Source organism: Actinomadura sp. NPDC049382 (assembly GCF_040677125.1).
In the GTDB taxonomy this organism is placed as follows: Bacteria; Actinomycetota; Actinomycetes; order Streptosporangiales; family Streptosporangiaceae; genus Spirillospora; species Spirillospora geliboluensis.
This window is the reverse complement of record NZ_JBFARO010000002.1, coordinates 128,094-145,637: the sequence shown is the minus strand read 5'-3', so window position 1 is coordinate 145,637 and position 17,544 is coordinate 128,094. Positions and strand designations below refer to the sequence as shown.

The 17,544-nt window shown below is 72.8% G+C and carries 12 protein-coding genes; 9 read left to right on the top strand and 3 right to left on the bottom strand.

Translation table 11 applies throughout. The features are described 5' to 3' along the window. Window positions 1-331 precede the first annotated feature (331 nt). The 4 genes from AB0K34_RS01995 (at window position 332) to fxsT (ending at window position 8,685) form a co-directional block, all read left to right on the top strand. A complete protein-coding gene (locus AB0K34_RS01995; RefSeq protein ID WP_364544662.1) occupies window positions 332-1,792 on the top strand; it encodes an MFS transporter in 1,461 nt (486 codons plus the stop codon). A 190-nt stretch (window positions 1,793-1,982) separates the two neighbouring features. After that, complete coding sequence (locus AB0K34_RS01990; RefSeq protein WP_364544659.1) at window positions 1,983-3,461, top strand: hypothetical protein; 1,479 nt, start codon at window positions 1,983-1,985, stop codon at window positions 3,459-3,461. Between the two features lie 26 nt (window positions 3,462-3,487). Next, entirely contained in the window at window positions 3,488-4,510 is a 1,023-nt protein-coding gene (locus AB0K34_RS01985; RefSeq protein ID WP_364544656.1) for an AAA family ATPase, read from the top strand. Further along, the gene (gene fxsT / locus AB0K34_RS01980; RefSeq protein WP_364544653.1) at window positions 4,507-8,685 is read left to right on the top strand and encodes an FxSxx-COOH system tetratricopeptide repeat protein; all 4,179 of its coding nucleotides are present in this window, start codon (window positions 4,507-4,509) and stop codon (window positions 8,683-8,685) included. The genes AB0K34_RS01985 and fxsT overlap by 4 nt, the downstream gene beginning before the upstream one ends. 32 nt (window positions 8,686-8,717) lie before the next feature. Here fxsT and AB0K34_RS01975 read toward each other — a convergent pair whose 3' ends face one another. Beyond that, a complete protein-coding gene (locus AB0K34_RS01975) occupies window positions 8,718-9,938 on the bottom strand; it encodes an FxsB family cyclophane-forming radical SAM/SPASM peptide maturase (RefSeq protein ID WP_364544650.1) in 1,221 nt (406 codons plus the stop codon). A 705-nt stretch (window positions 9,939-10,643) separates the two neighbouring features. Here AB0K34_RS01975 and AB0K34_RS01970 point away from each other — a divergent pair. Further along, entirely contained in the window at window positions 10,644-11,639 is a 996-nt protein-coding gene (locus AB0K34_RS01970; RefSeq protein ID WP_364544647.1) for a hypothetical protein, read from the top strand. Between the two features lies 1 nt (window position 11,640). Here the strand turns inward: AB0K34_RS01970 and AB0K34_RS01965 are convergent, their stop codons facing one another. Beyond that, on the bottom strand, window positions 11,641-12,078 hold the full coding sequence (locus AB0K34_RS01965) for a nuclear transport factor 2 family protein (protein ID WP_364544644.1): 438 nt from the start codon (window positions 12,076-12,078) through the stop codon (window positions 11,641-11,643). Window positions 12,079-12,103: 25 nt separating this feature from the next. Beyond that, complete coding sequence (locus AB0K34_RS01960) at window positions 12,104-12,967, bottom strand: TIGR03619 family F420-dependent LLM class oxidoreductase (protein ID WP_364544641.1); 864 nt, start codon at window positions 12,965-12,967, stop codon at window positions 12,104-12,106. A 49-nt stretch (window positions 12,968-13,016) separates the two neighbouring features. On the opposite strand from AB0K34_RS01960, the gene AB0K34_RS01955 reads away from it, so the two are divergent. From AB0K34_RS01955 to AB0K34_RS01940, 4 genes are all read left to right on the top strand, one after another. After that, complete coding sequence (locus tag AB0K34_RS01955) at window positions 13,017-13,655, top strand: Crp/Fnr family transcriptional regulator (RefSeq protein ID WP_364544639.1); 639 nt, start codon at window positions 13,017-13,019, stop codon at window positions 13,653-13,655. 67 nt (window positions 13,656-13,722) lie between these two features. Continuing rightward, a complete protein-coding gene (locus AB0K34_RS01950) occupies window positions 13,723-14,469 on the top strand; it encodes a hypothetical protein (protein WP_364544636.1) in 747 nt (248 codons plus the stop codon). Then, on the top strand, window positions 14,466-16,625 hold the full coding sequence (locus AB0K34_RS01945; RefSeq protein ID WP_364544633.1) for a hypothetical protein: 2,160 nt from the start codon (window positions 14,466-14,468) through the stop codon (window positions 16,623-16,625). Before AB0K34_RS01950 ends, AB0K34_RS01945 begins: the two co-directional genes overlap by 4 nt. Before the next feature lie 50 nt (window positions 16,626-16,675). Next, a complete protein-coding gene (locus AB0K34_RS01940; RefSeq protein ID WP_301176244.1) occupies window positions 16,676-17,542 on the top strand; it encodes an SDR family NAD(P)-dependent oxidoreductase in 867 nt (288 codons plus the stop codon). Window positions 17,543-17,544: the final 2 nt, after the last annotated feature.

Genomic DNA, 17,544 nt, shown 5'->3' with positions numbered 1-17,544 from the left:
TGCCGTCCTTTGCGGGCAATTGGCGATATTCGACATCGATCTTCCTATGTCGCATTCGATGTCGAGGGTGAGGCCACGCGGGGGGGCTGGACGCTCTCCCGAGTCGGTGACCGGACAATTGCGTCGGCTGCTAGGATCCCTTTCGCGTCCGGGCCCGCGCGCGGGCCCGGACGCGAAAGGACGGCGCACCGGCATTTTGGCGACTCCTGACGGAAACTTGTGTCCAATGTGACCATGGTGTCCTATTTGGCTGGGCACTTCGAAGGTGAACCGTAGTGGTACAGGAGCGCTGGGGTGGTGACCACGGTACGAGATGAGGAGAGGTCAGAAGGTGACCGCCACCCCATCGGAATCGAGTCCTCGAAATGGTGGCGGTGCGACCGAGGACAATGGTCAGCAGAATGGCTCGTGGCGTCGTGATTTTCGGCTATTACTGAGCGGGTCCGCACTTTCGCAACTGGGCACGCTGGGGGCGGCCGCCGCCAATCCGCTGCTGGCGCTGGCGCTGACGGACTCGCCGATCGTGGCGGGCTGGGTGGCCGCCGCGAGCACGCTGCCCGGGCTCTTCCTGCACGTGCCGGTCGGGTTGCTCGTGGACCGCTACGACCGCCGCCGGATCATGCTGGTCAGCCAGGTGATGCGGGTCGTCAACTCGGTGCTGCTGGTCATCGGGCTGGTGAGCGTCGCGGAGCCCTGGCCGCTGCTCGTCGTGGCGGCGGTGATCGATGGTACGTGCGCCGTCTTCTTCCGGATCGCCGAACTCGCCGCCGTGCGCTTCGTGGTGCCGGACGGCGAGGCCGAGAGCGCGATGGGCAAGAGCGAGGCCCGGCACCATCTGGCGCTGGTGCTCGGGCGGCCGGTGGGCGGCGTGCTGTTCGCCGCCGGACGCGCCTTCCCTTACATACTCGACGCGCTGACCTCCTTGGTCTCCGTCGTCTCCCTGCTGCTGCTGAAGACCAAACTGCTCCAGTCGACCACGGCGCCGGAGGAGGCGCCGAAGATGTCGAAACGCGGGATGCTGATTTCCGCAAGAGAGGGTTTCCTGCGCATCTATCAGGACCGCTTCCTCTTTATTTCGCTGCTCGTCTGCGCGATCGCGAACATCGGCTTCCAGATCGTCATCCTGCTGCTCGTGGTCGAGGCGGAGCGGCAGCGGCTCTCCGGCTCGGTCATCGGCGCGATGCTGGCGACGTCGGGGGTGAGCGGATTCTTCGGGGCCCTCACCGCCCCGGCGGTCGTGCGCCGACTCAAGCCCGTCGCGACGGTCAAATACTGTGTCATTTTCTGGCTGCCGTTCCTGCTGATCGTCGCCAGTACGCAGAATCCGCTGATCGGCATGTCCGCGTGGGGCGTCTGCAGTTTCATGGGGGCGTACATTAATGTCGCGCTGGCCGTGCACCAGAGCAGGGTCATCCCCACCGAAGTGCTGGGCCGGGTGGAGGGCGTCAGCCAGTTCCTCACGACCGGTGCGGTGACGATCGGGGCCTTCGCGGGCGGCTACGTCATCACCGCGTTCGGGACCCGGCTCACGGCGGTTCTCGTCGCGGCGGCGTTCGCCGGCATCGTGGCCGCCGTCCTCGTCCTGGTGCGCGATCCGGCCCGCGTTCCGGCCCGCGACGCGGCACGAAGCGCGGAACGGAACACCGAACGGCGGCCCGAGGTTCCTTCCCCGCCGGACCGGGTGACAAGTGCCGCCGTGGAGTCCGGAGGAAAGGCGCCGATCGGCGGCCGGCCGGTGCCCCTGGGCGGAACGCATGGACTTCCGGTCGAGATGCCCGCCGTCCGGCCGTGATCTCCGACAACACCTCCTCATCACGTCGGCGCCATTCGAACTGTGTGAGATGACACATTGGTGGCGGCCTATTCCGGTCGCTTGGGATCGGGTGTAACGGCGCCCTTGCGGTGCATGGTGCGGAGGTACGCTTCCAGCGTCGAACTTGGCGGCATTCTCCACCGCCATCCTTCGGTCGGAGGCGGAGCGTTTGATCACGTCGCTGAACGTCGATGATCAGCATCGGCTCGTCGAGGCGATCCGTCGCATCGACGCGATGAGCGTCCAGCGTGAGCGTGCCGTCCATGTGCAGGCGCTGGAGCGCGATCTCGGGCACCGGCTGGACTACGTCCACCACGACAAGGACATGCTCGACGTATGGGCGCTGGTCGACGCGCTGCTCACCTATCCCGGTGCGGCGCAGGCCCTGGTGCGGATCCTGGAGACGTTCTATCCGGCCAGCCTGTCGGTCCGGGCGCTCGGGGAGCTCGTCGCCGAGCTGCTGCCGGAGCCGTGGCTCGACCAGGCCGAGCGGCGCGAACTGCACGAGCTGATCACGTCGCTGGAGCGGACCGATCCGGGGCTGACGCATCTTGGACGGTTCCCGATGCTGTACCGGCGGGCGGTCGGCCCCGCTTGGCCGTCGCTTGAGCGTGAGGTTCGCAGCCTGCATGACGTCGTCGCCCTGTTAGAGGAGATGCCTGCCGGGCCGGACGGCATCCCGCCGCTGCTTGTGTTCGTGAACGATTTAGCTGAGTACGCGGGGTATCCGACGGCGGGCGCCTTTCGGGACTGGGTGCGCCGGCAGGTCGAGGCGCAGGGCCTTGACCGCGCCGCGCTGCAGTGGGGCGGCGGAGAGCCCGCGGCGGTGCGCGGCGGGCCGCCGGAGCCGGCCGAGAACTACCTGGTCATCGAGTGCGCGCCCGACGCGCTGGAGGCGGACCGGTACCTCGTCACCGCGTGGCTCCAGGTGGGACGCGAGCCCGGCAGCACGCTGTACGGCAGCGACGAGGCGCTGCCGCTCAGCCGGATCCCCGAGTTGCTCGAACGGCTGCTCACCGCGGAGAGCTCGGTGATCGGGCGGCGCGGACCCGACCTCACCATCGAGTTCATCCTGCCCCGCGCGCTGCTGGACCATCCGGTCGAGCAGGCCAAGATCAATATCGCCGGGTTCGAGCACCGCGTCGGGATCCGGTACCCGGTGGTCGTGCGGAGCCTCGACCGGATGCGGCACGCCGCCGTCCACCACGACTGGCGGCACAAGTGGGACTGGCTGTCCGGCCATTCGGTCGATCCGCCGGTCTGCCTCGTGGCGCGGGCCGGCGAGTACGACAAGGAGGAGCTGTTCTCGCGGCTCTCCACGGAGTCCACGGCCGTCCTCGCGCTGGCCTTCCCGCCGTGGGGCGGCGAGAGCGGCGAGGCGGACGAGCACTGGGTCGGGCTGGTCGCCGGCATCCCCGTCGTCGCCTGGTGCCGGGACGGGCGCTACCCCGCCCAGTTCGCCCGGGAGGTCAAGGAGCTGCTCGCGGCGGACCTGATGAAGCTTCCGCGCCGGACGATGGAGCTGCGCCGGCAGGCGCTGGCGAGCGGCTCCGACGCCACCGGCCATCTCGGCCTGCACCTGACGCTCGTGTTCGACGATGCCGACCGCATCCCGGAGCCGTACGTGCGGCTCCGGCCACCCGCATAGCCCTCTCCTCCCCCCGGAAGGCGTCCATGACGACAGAACCAGAGACCAGCGGCCTCGACGGTGACTGGCGCATCTACCGGGGCGACAGCCGGCCGCACGACCGGGTGCGGCGGCTCCCGCCGCCCCCGCCGTGGCGCCGTTTCAGCCCGGAGGACGCGGCCGGCGGACGAGGGCAGCGGGACCTGCAGCAGGCGGTCTCCTACCGGCCGGACGAGTCGGTGGTCGACAAGGTCAACGCGGCCGTCCTGCTGCGGCGCCCGCTGCTGGTGACGGGCAAGCCGGGGTCGGGCAAGTCCACGCTCGCCTACAACGTCGCCTACGAGCTCGGGCTCGGCTCCGTCCTGTACTGGTCGATCACCAGCACGACGACGCTGCAGAACGGGCTGTACGACTACGACGCGATCGGCCGGCTGCACGAGAGCAGCCTGCGCGGCACGGGCGGCCGGGGGGACGCCGCCGAACCGCCTGACATCGGCCGCTATATCCGGCTCGGGCCGCTCGGCACCGCGCTGCTGCCGGGCGACCTGCCCCGCGTCCTGCTCATCGACGAGCTGGACAAGAGCAACATCGACCTGCCGAACGACCTGCTCAACGTCTTCGAGGAGGGCCGGTTCAGCATCCTGGAGCTGCAGCGGCTGCCCGAGGAGCAGGCGAGCATCCACGTGATGACCGCCGACGGCGGCGAGCGCGTGCCGATCGACCGGGGCGAGGTGCGGTGCGGGCAGTTCCCCATCGTCATCATCACCAGCAACGGGGAACGCGAGTTCCCGCCCGCGTTCCTGCGCCGGTGCGTCCGGCTGGGGATCGAGCCGCCCGACCGGGACCGGCTCGCGGAGATCATCGAGGCGCATCTGGGCCCCGAGGCGCGGGACGCCAGCGACGGGCTCATCGAGGAGTTCCTCGCCCGCCGCGTCGACGGGGCGCTCGCCACCGACCAGCTCCTCAACGCCGTCTACCTCGCCACGTCGGGGAGCAGGCCGCCCGAGACCAAGCTGAAGGAGATCCTCAACACCGTGCTGCGGCCCATCGAGAGGCCCGGCGCGGGATGATCGAGCGGCTCGTCGAGGCGCTGGCCGGGCTCGCCCCGCCGCCCACGGCCGAGGAGACGGCGGACGCGCTGTGGCTCGCCGACTGGTTCCGGACGCACGAGGGCACGACCCATCTGGCGGCGGACGGGTCCGGCGAGCCGGACGGCGGCGACCGGCCCGGCCCGGCGCCGCCGCCCGCCCCGCCGCCGGAACCGCCCGCGCCGCCCGGGCGGGAGCCCGCACCGCCGCGCGCGGCCGAGGCCGGTCTCTACCTCGCCGGGCAGGACGTGCCCGCGACCGCGTTCCCCGTCCGCATGCCCGCCATGCCGGCCATCACGGGCACGTTGCCGCTCTCGCGGGCCCTGCGTCCGCTGCGCGCGACCGTGCCGTCACTGACCCGGCGGCACCTCGACGAGGCGGCGACCGCGCAGCGCATCGCCGAGACCGGCGTGTGCGAGCCCGTCATGGTGCCGGCGCAGGAGCGGCGCCACGACCTGGCCCTCGTCGCGGACGTCGGCCCGTCGATGGTCGTGTGGCGGCAGACGGTGGACGAGCTGAGGCTGCTGCTTCAGCAGCTCGGCGCGTTCCGCGACATGCGGACCTGGTACCTGGACACCGGTGCGCGTCGGCTGTCGCTGCGCACCGGCTCCGCCTTCGGCCCCGGTGCCGAGCGCGACCCGGACGAGCTCGTCGACCCGACGCACCGGCGCCTCATCCTCGTCGTCAGCGACTGCATCGGCGCGGCCTGGCAGGACGGCCGGGCCGCCGCGCTGCTCGACCGGTGGGGCCGCGCCGGCACCGTCGCGATCGTCCAGCCGCTGCCGCAGCGGCTCTGGTGGCGGACCGCGGCGGCCATCGAGCCGGTGCGGTTCGGCGCGTCCGGCCCGGCGGTCGCCAACGAGCGGCTCACCGTGGCGCTGCCGCCGCTGCGGCCGTCCGACGATCGGCCCCTCGGCATCGCCGTCCCGGTCGTCGAGCTGAGCGAGCGGTGGCTGCGGTCGTGGGCGGGCATGGTCGCCCGCGGCGGCCGGGACGTCATGGGCGCCGCCGTGTTCACCGGACGGGCGGTGGCGCATCCGCCGCCCGCCGAGGCCGACGGCGGCGCCCTGTCCCCGGAGATGCGGGTCAAGCAGTTCCGGGCGTCCTCGTCGCCGGCGGCGTTCCGGCTGGCGACGTTCCTCGCGGCGGCGCCGCTGCGGCTGCCCGTGATGCGGCTCGTCCAGCGGGCGATGCTGCCGGAGTCCACGTCCGCCGACCTGGCCGAGGTGTTCCTCAGCGGCCTGCTGCGGATGGTGGAGCGTCCGTCCGGCGGGGGAGAGGAGGAGATCGCCTACGAGTTCCACGACGGGGTCCGGGAGATCCTGCTGCAAGGGCTGCGCAGGCGCGAGGTGTACCAGGTGCTGCGCGCGGTGTGGGGCGTCGTCCGCGACCGCATCGGCTCGTCCCTGGACTTCCCCGCCCTGCTCGCCGCGGTCGGCCGGGGCGAGGCGCAGCTCCCGCCGGAGCTGCCGTTCGCGCAGGTCGCGGCCCAGGCGCTCGCGGGCCTCGGCGGGCCGTACCGGCAGATGGCGAAACAACTGGCGAGCGGCGGCACCGCACCCGACGCGCTCACCGGTCCGGGCCCTGACGCCGACGCCGCGGCGCCGCGCGGCACGCTGCCGGGCGCGCCCGCGAGGGCCGAGCCGGCGCCGGCGCCGCGCCGGTGGCTGCCCGGCCGCAACCCCGACTTCGTCGGACGCGACAGGCTGCTCACGGCGGTGCGGACCGCGCTGCACGACGGCGCCGCGGCCCTCCTGCCGCGTTCGGAGTTCGCCATGGGCGGCGAGGGCAAGTCGAACCTCGCGGTGGAGTACGCCTACCGCCACGACGGCGACTACGACCTGGTGTGGTGGATCCCGGCCGAGCAGACGACGTCGGCGCGCGCGGCCCTCGCGCTGCTGGCCCGCCAGCTCGACATGCCGATGAGCGACGACATCAAGGAGACCGTGGACGACGTCCTGCGGGCGCTGCGCGACGGCCGGCCCTACGGCCGCTGGCTGCTGATCTACGACAACGCGCAGGATCCCGAGCAGGTCGTCCCGCTGACCCCGGCGGCGCTCGGCGAGCCCGGTCAGGTCCTCGGCCCCGGCCGCCACGTGCTGGTGACCTCGCGGGACCGCCGCTGGGAGCGGCACGCGTCCGTGGTCGACGTCGACGTCTTCGAGCGGCCGGAGAGCATCGCGCTGCTGCGGCGCCTGGTGCCGCGCCTGACGGAGGCGGAGGCCGACCTGCTCTCCGAACGCGTCGGCGACCTTCCCCTCGCGGTGCACCAGGCCGCGGCGTGGCAGGCCGTCACCGACGGCACCGTGGAGGACTACCTGCGGCTGTTCGACCGCCGCCTCACCGAGATCGTCGCGGCGGCCCCGTCCGGCGACGACTTCCCGGTGTCGCTGGCGGCCGGGGTGAGCCTGAACCTCGACCTCCTCCGGGAGAAGGCGCCCGTCGCCTGGGCGCTGCTGGAGCTGTGGGCCGTCTTCGGCCCCGAGCCGGTGCCCTGCGGGCTGCTCGCCGCGGGCGGGTCGGCGGCGCTGCCCGCCGAACTCGCCGGGCTGCTGGCGGACGAGACCCGGCTGCGGGACGCGATGCGCGCGATCGCGCGGTTCTCCCTCGCCCGCTTCGACGAGGAGTCGGCGGCGCTCCAGGTGCACCGGCTCGTCCGCGCCATACTGAACGACCGGCTCGGCGAGGACGGGCGGCGCCGCGTCCGGGACCAGGTGCACGCGGTGCTGGCCGCGGCGACGCCCGACGACCCGCCGGAGGTGGAGTCCACCTGGGAGCGCCGGGCCGAGATCACGCCCCATGTCGTCCCGTCCGGGGTGTTCGAGGCGGACGAGTACGGCATCCGGCTCGTCGGCATCGACCAGGCGAAGTTCCTCAACATGTCGGGGGAGTACGAGGGCAGCCGGCGGCTGGCGGAGATCGCGCTGGACCGCTGGCTGGAGCGGTACGGCGCCGACGACGACGCGGTCCTGGACGTGTCCCGCGTCCTCGCCAACGCCCTGCGCGGCCTGGGCGACAACCGGGCGGCCGCCGACCTCAGCGAGGAGAACCTCGCCCGGACGCGGCACAAGTTCGGGGCCGACCACATCCAGACCCTGTTCGCCGCCGCCGGGTTCGGCGCCGACCTGCGCTTCCGCGGCGAGTTCCGCCGCGCCTACGAGGTCGATCTCGACGCCTGGCGCCGGATGAGCCAGCTGCAGGGGCCGGGCGGTGGTGGCACGCAATTGGCCGCCGGCAATCTTGCGGTAGACCTGCGGATCTTGGGGGAGTTCCACGAAGCATACGGCATCGACCTGGGGGTCTGGCGGACGCAGACGCGGGAGGAGCCGGGCCAGCCCTACCGGCTGCGGTTCCGCACTGCCCATGACCTCGCGCGCGACCTGCACGCGCTGGGCCGCTACGCCGAGGCCTACGCGATGCAGGCCGAGAGCCTGGACGGTCTCCGGCCAGTCCTCGGCCCCGGTCACGCGATGGTCTTGCAGGCGAAAATGAGCCACGCGGGCACGCTGCGGAAACTCGGGCGGTCGGCGGAGGCGCACCGCCTGGCCGCCGAGACGTTCGCCGCCAACGTCCGCCGGTTCGGCGAGACGCATCCGAACACGCTGGCCAGTAAGGTCTGCTTGGCGCTCGCCACGAGTGCGATCGGGCGTCCGAGAGAGGCGCTGCCGCTCATCGACGCAGCGCTGGACGGCTACCGCCAGGTGATGGGGGAGGAGCATCCGTTCGTGCACGTCTGCGCCGTCGACCGGGCGGTAGTACTGCGTCGGCTGGCGGAGGTGTATGCGGCGCAGGAGGCCGACCGGGCGGCGCTGTCGAGTCTTGAAGCAGGGATCCTCGGCCCTGGCCACTACTATGCGCTGTGCGCCACGGCGGGGCTGGCCAACGACTACTACCTGCTCGGCGAACTGGAGGCCGCGGCTCGGCTGCTGGCCGACGCGCGGAGCAAGATGATCGCCGCCCTCGGCGAGCGGCACCCCTACGCGCTCGCCGTCACGGTCAACCTGGAGCGGGCTCGCGCCGCCATGGGCGGCGGCGAGCGCGACGCCACGCCGTCCCTTGCTCTGTTGGCGCGGGTGCTTGGCGGCAGCCATCCGGAGGTGCGCGCTGCCCAACACGGCGAACTACTCGAATGTGACATTGAGCCCACCGCGCTGTGACCGTCCCCGGGCACGTGCGGAGACTAGTGGGGTTAGCGAGTTCCGGACGGCTGGGCGAGGGCGAGATCGCGCTCCACGGTCCGGCCGATGTGGCCGATCAGCTTCAGCAGGTCGGGGCAGTACACCGACGGGTTGAGGTAGCCGCTGCCCGCCCGGTAGCGGTGCGCGTAGGCCCCGCCGCCGCACACGTCGCGGACCGCGCACGCTGCGCAGGTGCCGGGCAGCGCTGCGCGGCCGATCTGCCGCGCGACCACGCCCGGATGCCACAGCGCGTCGTCGAAGGAATGGTCGAAGACGGTGAGGCCGGTCTCGGGCGCACCGGCGTAGGACGTCTTGAGCGAGTCGACCTGCTGGAGCGTGCCATCGGTGTCGACGACGAGCATGGCGACCGGGGACAGCCCGACGTTCTCGCTCCGGCTCTGCCCGCCGAGCAGCACGTTCATGATCTCTTCGAACAGCCGGACGCCGGTCTCCTTGCGCGGCGCCCGGTACCAGCGGTCGAACACCGCGATGAGCCAGTCGGCGTAGGGGGTGCCGCCGCCGTTCACGGGGCGGCGGGGCGGCGGGACGGCCCACGTCCCGTGGGGGAGCAGGAAGTCGATGCGCGGCGGGCTCGTCTCAAGGAGCGCCTCGTAGGTCCGTATCGGATCGTTGTCGAGGTCGACCGTGCAGAGGAGTCCCCCGTAGAGCCGCCGGTGTGAGCCCGCGAGCCGGTTCAGCCCGCGCATCACCTCGGCATGGCTCCCGCGCCCGTTGGCGCGGAGTCGGTGCCGGTCGTGCCCCTCGCGGTCGCCGTCGAGGCTGACCGAAACGCCGACATCGTGCTCGTCGAGCATCGCCAGCATCGTGTCCGTGAGCAACACCCCGTTCGTCTGCATGCTCACCTCGACGTCGCAGGAGGACGGCACCGCGGCGCGGAGCCGGTCGACGGACGCGGCGATGGCCGCTCTCCCCGCCAGCAGCGGCTCGCCGCCGTGCAGGACGATCGCCACATCGGCGAGAGCGTGGCTCCGGACGTGCTCGGCCACCCTGGCAGCCGTGGCGTCGAGCACCTCGGTTGGCATCGCGGCGGGACGGTCCCGCCACGACTGGTCCGCGCTCTCGTAGACATAGCAGTAATCGCAGGCGAGATTGCAACGGCCGTGGATCTTGAGGACGAATTCCGAAAACGGGACGGGCCGCCATCCGCGCGCCTTGAGCATGGGGATGTCGAGGCCGTGCGACGGCCACTCACCAGACCCTGCTCCGAACATCAGCGACCGCTGCATTCTGATGCGCTGCGATGAGTAACGGGCACGGCCCTCCCTCTCGACCCGCGACTCGGAAGTGTGTGTCCTGCTCGTCCGTGGGCTCAGGTACTCCAGCTTACCGGCGGCGACGGCGAGCTAGCATGTTGTCGAATCCGGCCCAGACGGGGCGCGGGTCGTTCAGTTCGTCGCGGATGCGCCGCAGCGCGGAGTTCAGGACCGCTCTCTCGGGCGCCAGCGCGGCCTCGAGTTCGCGGCGCGGGGGAGGCGTCCGGAAAAGGCCCTTGAGGCCGCCGGACTCTGATGCCCTGCCATGAGTGACCCGCACGGCCGTCTCTCCTTCTTTCCCCGCTTGTCCCGCGAATCGGAAATGCGTCGCGCTCCCTCTGTGGGCTCAAGAGGACCAGACTAGCCGCGACGCGACGATCATATGGACCCCGTGGCGTCCCACGGGCAAATCTTCGGAGAAGACACGCCGTGGATTTCTTTGTGTCGCCCGGTCGGTTGGCGGTGCTTCGGAGGTGCTGGCCGGAACTACTTGCCGAAACGCGTCCTAGCGGCGGCCGTTCTCCCGTCCATCACCGCATGCGCCGGATATGCGGCACTTCCTGGGACGGCGGGGCTGAATGTGTCCGTTGACACACTCCGCTTGCCGGAGTCGGTCGAGGGTTGCACAGTGGGATCGGCAGCGACCACCGGTGTGAGGTGCCCGTGACGGAGACCCTGCGCCCGGCGCCCAAGGAGTGGCGGCCCGGGGGGATGTGCTCGTTCTTCCTCTGCGACATCGCCGGGTTCAGCGCCGCGTCCCGTGCCGATCCGGTGCGGGTGCGGGTGCGGAAGGCGATGTACGAGGGGCTCGACCGGAGCCTGGCGGGTGCCGGGCTGCGGCTCGACGACTGCTACCACGAGGACCGCGGGGACGGGGTGATGGTCGTCCTGCCGGCGCATGTCCGGACGGAGTTGCTGCTGACGGCGGTGGTCGACCGGCTGCGCGCGGAGGTGCGGCACCACAACTCGGCGGCGAGCGAGGCGGCGCTGATGCGGCTGCGGGTGGCGGTCAACGTGGGCGAGGCCGAGTCGGACGGGCGCGGCATCGTCAGCACGGCGCTGACGCACGCGTTCCGGTTGCTGGACGCGGCTCCGCTGAAGGAGGCGGTGGCCGCGGCCGAGACCGGGATCGCGCTGATCGTCTCGCGGCGGGTGTACGACGACGTGGTGCGCCACGGGCGGGGCCTGGTCGATCCGGGCGACTACTACCCGGTCGAGGTGCGGGTGAAGGAGACGTCCGACGAGGCGTGGGTGAGGGTGCCGGGCGGCAGGCCCGTCCGTCCCGCCGGGGGGACGCCCGCGGTGCCCGAGCCGCGGATCGGGTTCGAGGTGCCGCCGGGCCCGGCCGAGGTGCCGCTGCCCGCGCTGTTCCGCGTCGTGGACGGCCTCCTGGAGATCCCCCGGCTGCGCGCCGAGCGCGGCCGTGACCAGGTGGTCGCGGCGCTGTCGCTGGAGATCGCCGGGGCGGTGCCGCGGTCGGCGGAGGCGCGCGCCGACCTGTTCGCCATCGTCCAGACCTGCCTGGACTACTCGGGCGGGTTGCAGCAGCTCCTTCAGGCGATCCAGGGGTTCGTCGGCGAGTCGATGGCGGTGCGGCGCCTGGAGCGGACGATCGCCCAGTCCCTGCTGCCGCCCGCCGACGACGCCTGGCCGGGCTGAATCAGCCCTTGGTGAGGGTGGCCATCGCGCGGTCCGGTTCCCAGTGGGCGCGCAGCGAGGTGATCCGGCCCTCGTCGTCCACGGTGTAGATCAGGACGCAGTCGATGGTCATGGTGGAGCCGTCGGGGGTCGTGGTGATGATCGTGGCGACGTTCGCGCAGCAGGGGCCGTTGGCGAAGGAGTCGGCGACGGTGAACCGGAATCCGGCGATCGTCGACACGAAATTGTCCCAGAAGGCCGTGATGCCGTCCGGGCCTCGGTGGCCGTCGCCGGTCGGGTCCAGGAAGGACGGTCCGACGGGGTCTTCGATGAGGGCGTCCTCGGTGAAGAGGCCCAGCCAGTCGTCCTTGCGGCCCTCGACGACCGCGGCCATCGAGGCCCGGGCGGCGCGGCGCGCCGGATGGTCGGCCTCGGGGGCGTTCCAGGTGATCGCGTCCATGGCCGAATTGTAACGTGTTCTCGTTTTATTGGACCTTGGTGATCACGCCCTCGGCGAACCGCTCCAGGGCCTCGATCTTGTCGGCCAGCGGCTGGGTGTCGGGGCCCTTGGCGTAGGGCATCCGGAAGCCGACGATCACATCGGTGACGCCCTTGTCCTCCAGCCGCTTCACGCCGTCGGGCGTGTAGGCGTCCATGGAGATCACGTGCACCTCGAACGGCTCGCCGGCCTTGCCCTCCTGCTCCCGGATGCTCTGCAGCCTGGCCAGCAGCGCGTCCAGGTCGTCGCCGCCGGCGTGCATCCAGCCGTCGCCGCGCACGACCGCCCGCCGCAGCGCCGGCTCGCTGTGCCCGCCGACGAGGATCGGGTACGGCTGCGCGGGCGCCATCTTGATCGCCGGGACGTCGAAGTGCTCCCCGTGGAACTCGAAGTACTCGCCGGTGCTGAGGCCGCGCAGGATGTCGATGGCCTCGTCCATCCGCCTGCCGCGCCGCTCCCACGGCACGCCCATCACCTGGAAGTCCTCGGGCCAGGGGCTCAGCCCGACGCCCAGCCCGAGCCGCCCGCCGGTCAGCGCCGCGATCGACATGGCCTGCTTCGCCACCAGCACCGGCGGCCGGATCGGCAGCTTGAGCACGAACGGCGTGAACCGCAGCGTGCTGGTCACCGCCCCGAGCGCCGCGATGAGCGTGAAGGTCTCGATGAAGGGCTTGTCCTCCAGGAACTCCCTGTTGCCGTCCGCGGTGTAGGGGTAGGTCGAGTCGGACTCCTTCGGGTAGACGAGCGAGTCGGCGACCGACATGCTCGTGTACCCGGCCGCCTCCGCGGCCCTGGCCAACGGCACGTAGTACGAGGGGTCGGTCATGGCCTCGGCGTAGGTGAACCTCATGCCCAGATACTAGAACCCGTTCTAATCCCGTGCCAGGCATGATGGACGCATGATTCCCGCCGGCCTCTCGACCCGCACGTGGGAGTCGCTCGTCGCGGCGGGCGCGGAGCGGCGGTTCCGCGCGGGCGACGTCCTGCTCCGGCAGGGCGACCCGCCGTCCCACGTGCTCCTTCTGCTGGAGGGCAGGATCAAGGCGCTGCTCGCCCTCCCGGACGGGGAGATCCTGCTGCTCGCCGTACGCGGGCCGGGCGAGCTGCTCGGGGAGATCGCCGTCCTGGGCGGCGACGACCGCTCGGCCACCGTCGTCGCGATGGACGCGTGCGTCACCCGCGCCCTCCCGGCCGACCGCTTCCGCGCGCTGGTCAGCGCCGCCGGTGCGGAGGCGGACCTGCTGCGCCATGCGATGCGGCGGCTGCGCGAGGGGGAGGAGTGGCGCGCGGAGACGGCCGCGCTGCCGGCGGGGCCCCGCGTCGTCCGGGCCCTGCTGCGCCTCGCCGTGACCGGCGCCGAGGTCGGGCTCGGCCAGCAGGAGATCGGGCAGGCGGTCGGCCTGTCCCGCGGTGTCGTCGCCGCCGAGCTGGCACGGCTGCGGGAGCTGGGCGTCGTGTCGACCGAGCGCGGCCGCACCGTCATCACCGATCGCCGCCGGCTCCGCGCCCTGGCCGCATCAGGCCGGGACTCTGTCTGATATCTGACAGAGCGTTCGGCGGGACGTCGGCAGTGTTGTGGCCATCCGCACCCATCTGGGAGGCCGCATGGAGGAGTTCCGCGCTGTCCTGGTCGTGGACGCCGAGAAGTTCAGCGCCCACCGCGACGCCGAGCTGCCGGACGTCCACTTGGAGATCCGGCGGGCCCTGACCGCCGCCTTCGAGGCGAGCGGGCTGGGGGAGACCTGGCAGAAGGCCCGCTTCGTCGAGAGCACCGGGGACGGGATCCTCGCCGTCCTGCCGCAGGAGGCGGTGCCCGCGCTCGTCGCCCCCTTCGCGCGCCGCCTCCAGGACGAGCTGGCCGCGAGCGCGCCGGGGCTGCGGGCGCGCGGGCTGCGGCTGCGGCTGCGGGCCGCGCTGCACGTGGGCCTCGTGGACGACGAGCGCGCCGCCGCCCCCGCGATCTCCACGGCCGTCATCGACGCGTGCCGGCTGCTCGACAGCCGGCCGCTGCGCGACGCCCTCGACCACAGCGACCCGGAGGTCACCTTCGCGGCCTTCGCGTTCTCGCGGGAACTGTTCACCGCCTACGTCGAAGGCGGGCGCACCGCCCTTCGCGCGAGCCAGGTCACGGAGGTGGAGGCGAAGGTCAAGCAGTACGCCAAGCCCGCCTACCTGTACGTGCCGGTGCCGTCCGGGAGGGGGCGGCCGGACGGCGGCGAGAAGCCGGCCGACCCTGCCCCGCCGCCACCGGCGTCCGGGACGTCGATCAGCGGCATCACGATCAGCGGGGACGACTCCCAGAACGCGTTCGGCAACACGGTCGGCGGCGACTTCCGGCAGGAGCGGTCATGACGGCGGTCGAGGACGTCACGATCAGCGGGGACGAGACGCAGAACGCGTTCGGGAACACGGTCTCCCGCGACCTCGTCATGCACTTCCACGCCGGGCGCGGGCGCTCCCCGATGGGCCTGTCGGAGAGCGAGATCGGCGAGCGCGTCGCGGGCTACGTGCGCGCCGGGAACCACGACCTGATCGTGGACGCCCTGCGCCGCGACCGCGTGGTCGCGCTCGCCGGGGACGAGGGCGCCGGGGTCACGACCACGGCGGTCGCGGCGGCGCGGGAGATCCGCCCCGACCTGCCGATCCGCCCGTTCTCGTCGGCGGAGGACGACGCGGAGGAGAATTGGAGCGCGGACTGCGCGTACCTGGTGCGCGCGGCCGACGAGGACGACGCGTCGCGCCTCCGGTCCCGGATGGAGGTCGCCCTCGGCAGGTCCCGGGGGATCGTCCTCGTGCTGGGGACCGTGGCGGAGCTGCGCCGGTTCGAGTTCCTCGCGCCGGTGCCGGTGGAGCCGCCGCCCGCCGACGCCGTCTACCGGCGCCGGCTCGACGTGTGCCGCCTCGGCGGCACGCAGTGGCCCCACTGGGAGCGCGCCGCCGAGCTGCTGAAGGGCGGCTCGCCCGCGGACGGCCGCCGGCTCGCCGACCTCGTCCGGGAGACCGGCGACGCCGCCGAGGCCGAGCGCGCCTACCTCGGGTGGGAGGAGCAGCTGCGCGGCTGGTTCGCCGACTACCCGGGCCTGCGGGACAGGACGCTGCTGATCGCCGCCGCCGCGATCGCGCCGGCGAGCGAGTCGGGCGTGTACGGGGCCGCGCTGTCGCTCGCCAGGCATCTGCGCATCAACGTGGAGGGCGGCGGGCTGGCCTGGTGCCCGTCCGCCGCGCTCAGCGACCTGCTCGGCGCGGACCGCGAGGACGACCGGATCCTCTTCCGCCGGCACGGCTACGCGTCCTCGGTGCTGCGGCACGCCTGCCGCGACTACCCGCTGGTGCGGACCGACCTGCTGGCGTGGCTGTCGGAGCTGCCGACCGACGACGCCGTGGGCCTGGACGAACCGCTCCAGCGCAAGGTCGCCACCGTCTTCGCCCACCTGGCCGCGGACAACGGCATGCCCGGCTGGATCCGGCAGACGGCGTACGACTGGGCCCGGCGCGGGCAGCCGGACCTCGCCTACCTGGCGCTGGTCGAGACCTGCCTGCACCCGGTCGTCGGCGGGCGGGTGCGCAGGGTCCTCTACGAGTGGTCCAAGGAGCGGGGGACGCCGCAGACGCTGAAGCTGACGATCGTCCGGGTCTGCCAGGTGCTCGGCGGGACGTATCCGTCGATCGCCCTGACGCGGCTCAAGCACCTCGCGACGTTCGGTGACGCCCAGGTCCGCGACGAGGTCGTGGACGCGGCCATCGGCCTGGCGACCGCCCACGGCGACGAGGTCGCCAAGGCGGCACTGGCGTGGTGCGGCGCCGCGGCCGGGTTCGGCTCGGAGCGGGACGCCGCCCGCCTCGCGGGCGTGGCGCTGCGGATCCTGCTCGCCATGCCGGACGGCGTCGACCCGGTCAGGGCCGGTGCCGTCCTGGACGCCATCGGGCGGCTGGCGGTGTGCGGCGAGGGCGTCCGCACCGTGGCGCTGGCGGCGGCGCTGCGGCTGGCGGCCGTCCACCGGGCCGAGGTGCTGCGCAGGGCACTGGTCTGGGCGGACTCCGGGGCCGACCTGTCCGGGGCCGGAGGGCGGCTCCCGTGGTTCGGCGCGGCGCTGTTCCTGAGGCTGGCGGGCGACCGCGGCGCGGACGGCGCCGCGGTCGTCCTGACCGGGCCCGGCGCGGTCGAGCCCGCCGCGTGCGCGTCCCCGTGGTGGTTGCTGCTGGCCATGGAGACGGGGGCCGCGGCGGGGCTGGACGGCGTCCTCCAGGCGATCGAGCTCTGGCTCGACACGGCGGAGGCGCGGCCGGACCTGCGGCCGCGGATCGTCGCCCTGTTCACGTCCGTCGCCGTCGGCGACCCGGCGCACCGGATGCTGATGGTGGACCTCGCCCGCGCCTGGGCCGGGGTGCGCCGCAGCCGCCGGGGGATCCGGGAGGACGTCTTGATGGCGTTGCTGATGCCCGAGTGGAAGCGCCTGCTGCTGGTGCTCTGGGTGTCGGTCCGGCGGCGGGTGCTGGGGGGCGGGTAGGGCCGGAGGTCCCTTGCCGGACGCCGGGCGGGGGTGGTTCGGTGGGAGGCATGGGGAAGATCGCGGTGGTGACCGGCGGGACGTCCGGGATCGGGAAGGAGATCGCGCGGGGGCTGGCGCGGGCGGGGTTCCTGGTCGGGATCGTCTGCCGGAACGAGCTGCGGGCCGCGGCGACGGTGGACGAGCTGGTGCGGGACGTCCCCGGCGCGCGGGTCGAGACCTTCCTCGGGGACCTGTCGGTGCGGATGGACGTGGAGCGGGTCGCGGCGTCGCTGGAGGAGCGGTTCGACCGGCTGGACGTGCTGGTCGACAACGCCGGCGTTCACCTGCTGCGGGCCAAGGTCAGCGCGGACGGGCACGACCGCATGATCGCGACGAACCATCTGGGGCCGTTCCTGCTGACGAACCGGCTGCTGGGGCTGCTGGAGAAGGGCGCGCCGTCGCGCGTGGTGGTCGTGGCGTCGGAGGCGCACCGGCAGGCCGACCGGTTCGAGGTGGAGCGGCTGGCGGAGCCGGGGTCGTACGGGCCGGCGGGGTCGGTGCGGGTGTACGGGCGGTCGAAGCTGCTGAACATCCTGTTCGCGCAGGAGCTGGCGCGGCGGATGGAGGGCAGCGGCGTCGCCGTGAACGCCGTCTGCCCCGGGGTCGTGGCGACCGGGCTGCTCCGGGAGGTGCCCGGAACCGGGCGGGCCGGGGCGCTGCTGTCGCGCACCCCGTTCATGCGGACGCCCGCCCAGGGGGCGCGGATGGCGCTGAAGGTCGCGCTGGACGAGGAGTTCGCGGCGCGCAGCGGCGGTTTCCACAGTTCGACGCCCGGCGCCGGGCTGCTGCCGACGGTGGGGGCGCTGAAGGACCGGGAGCTGCAGCGGGCGGTATGGGACTGTTCTGCCCGGCTTGTGGGGCTCCCCTCCCTATAGGG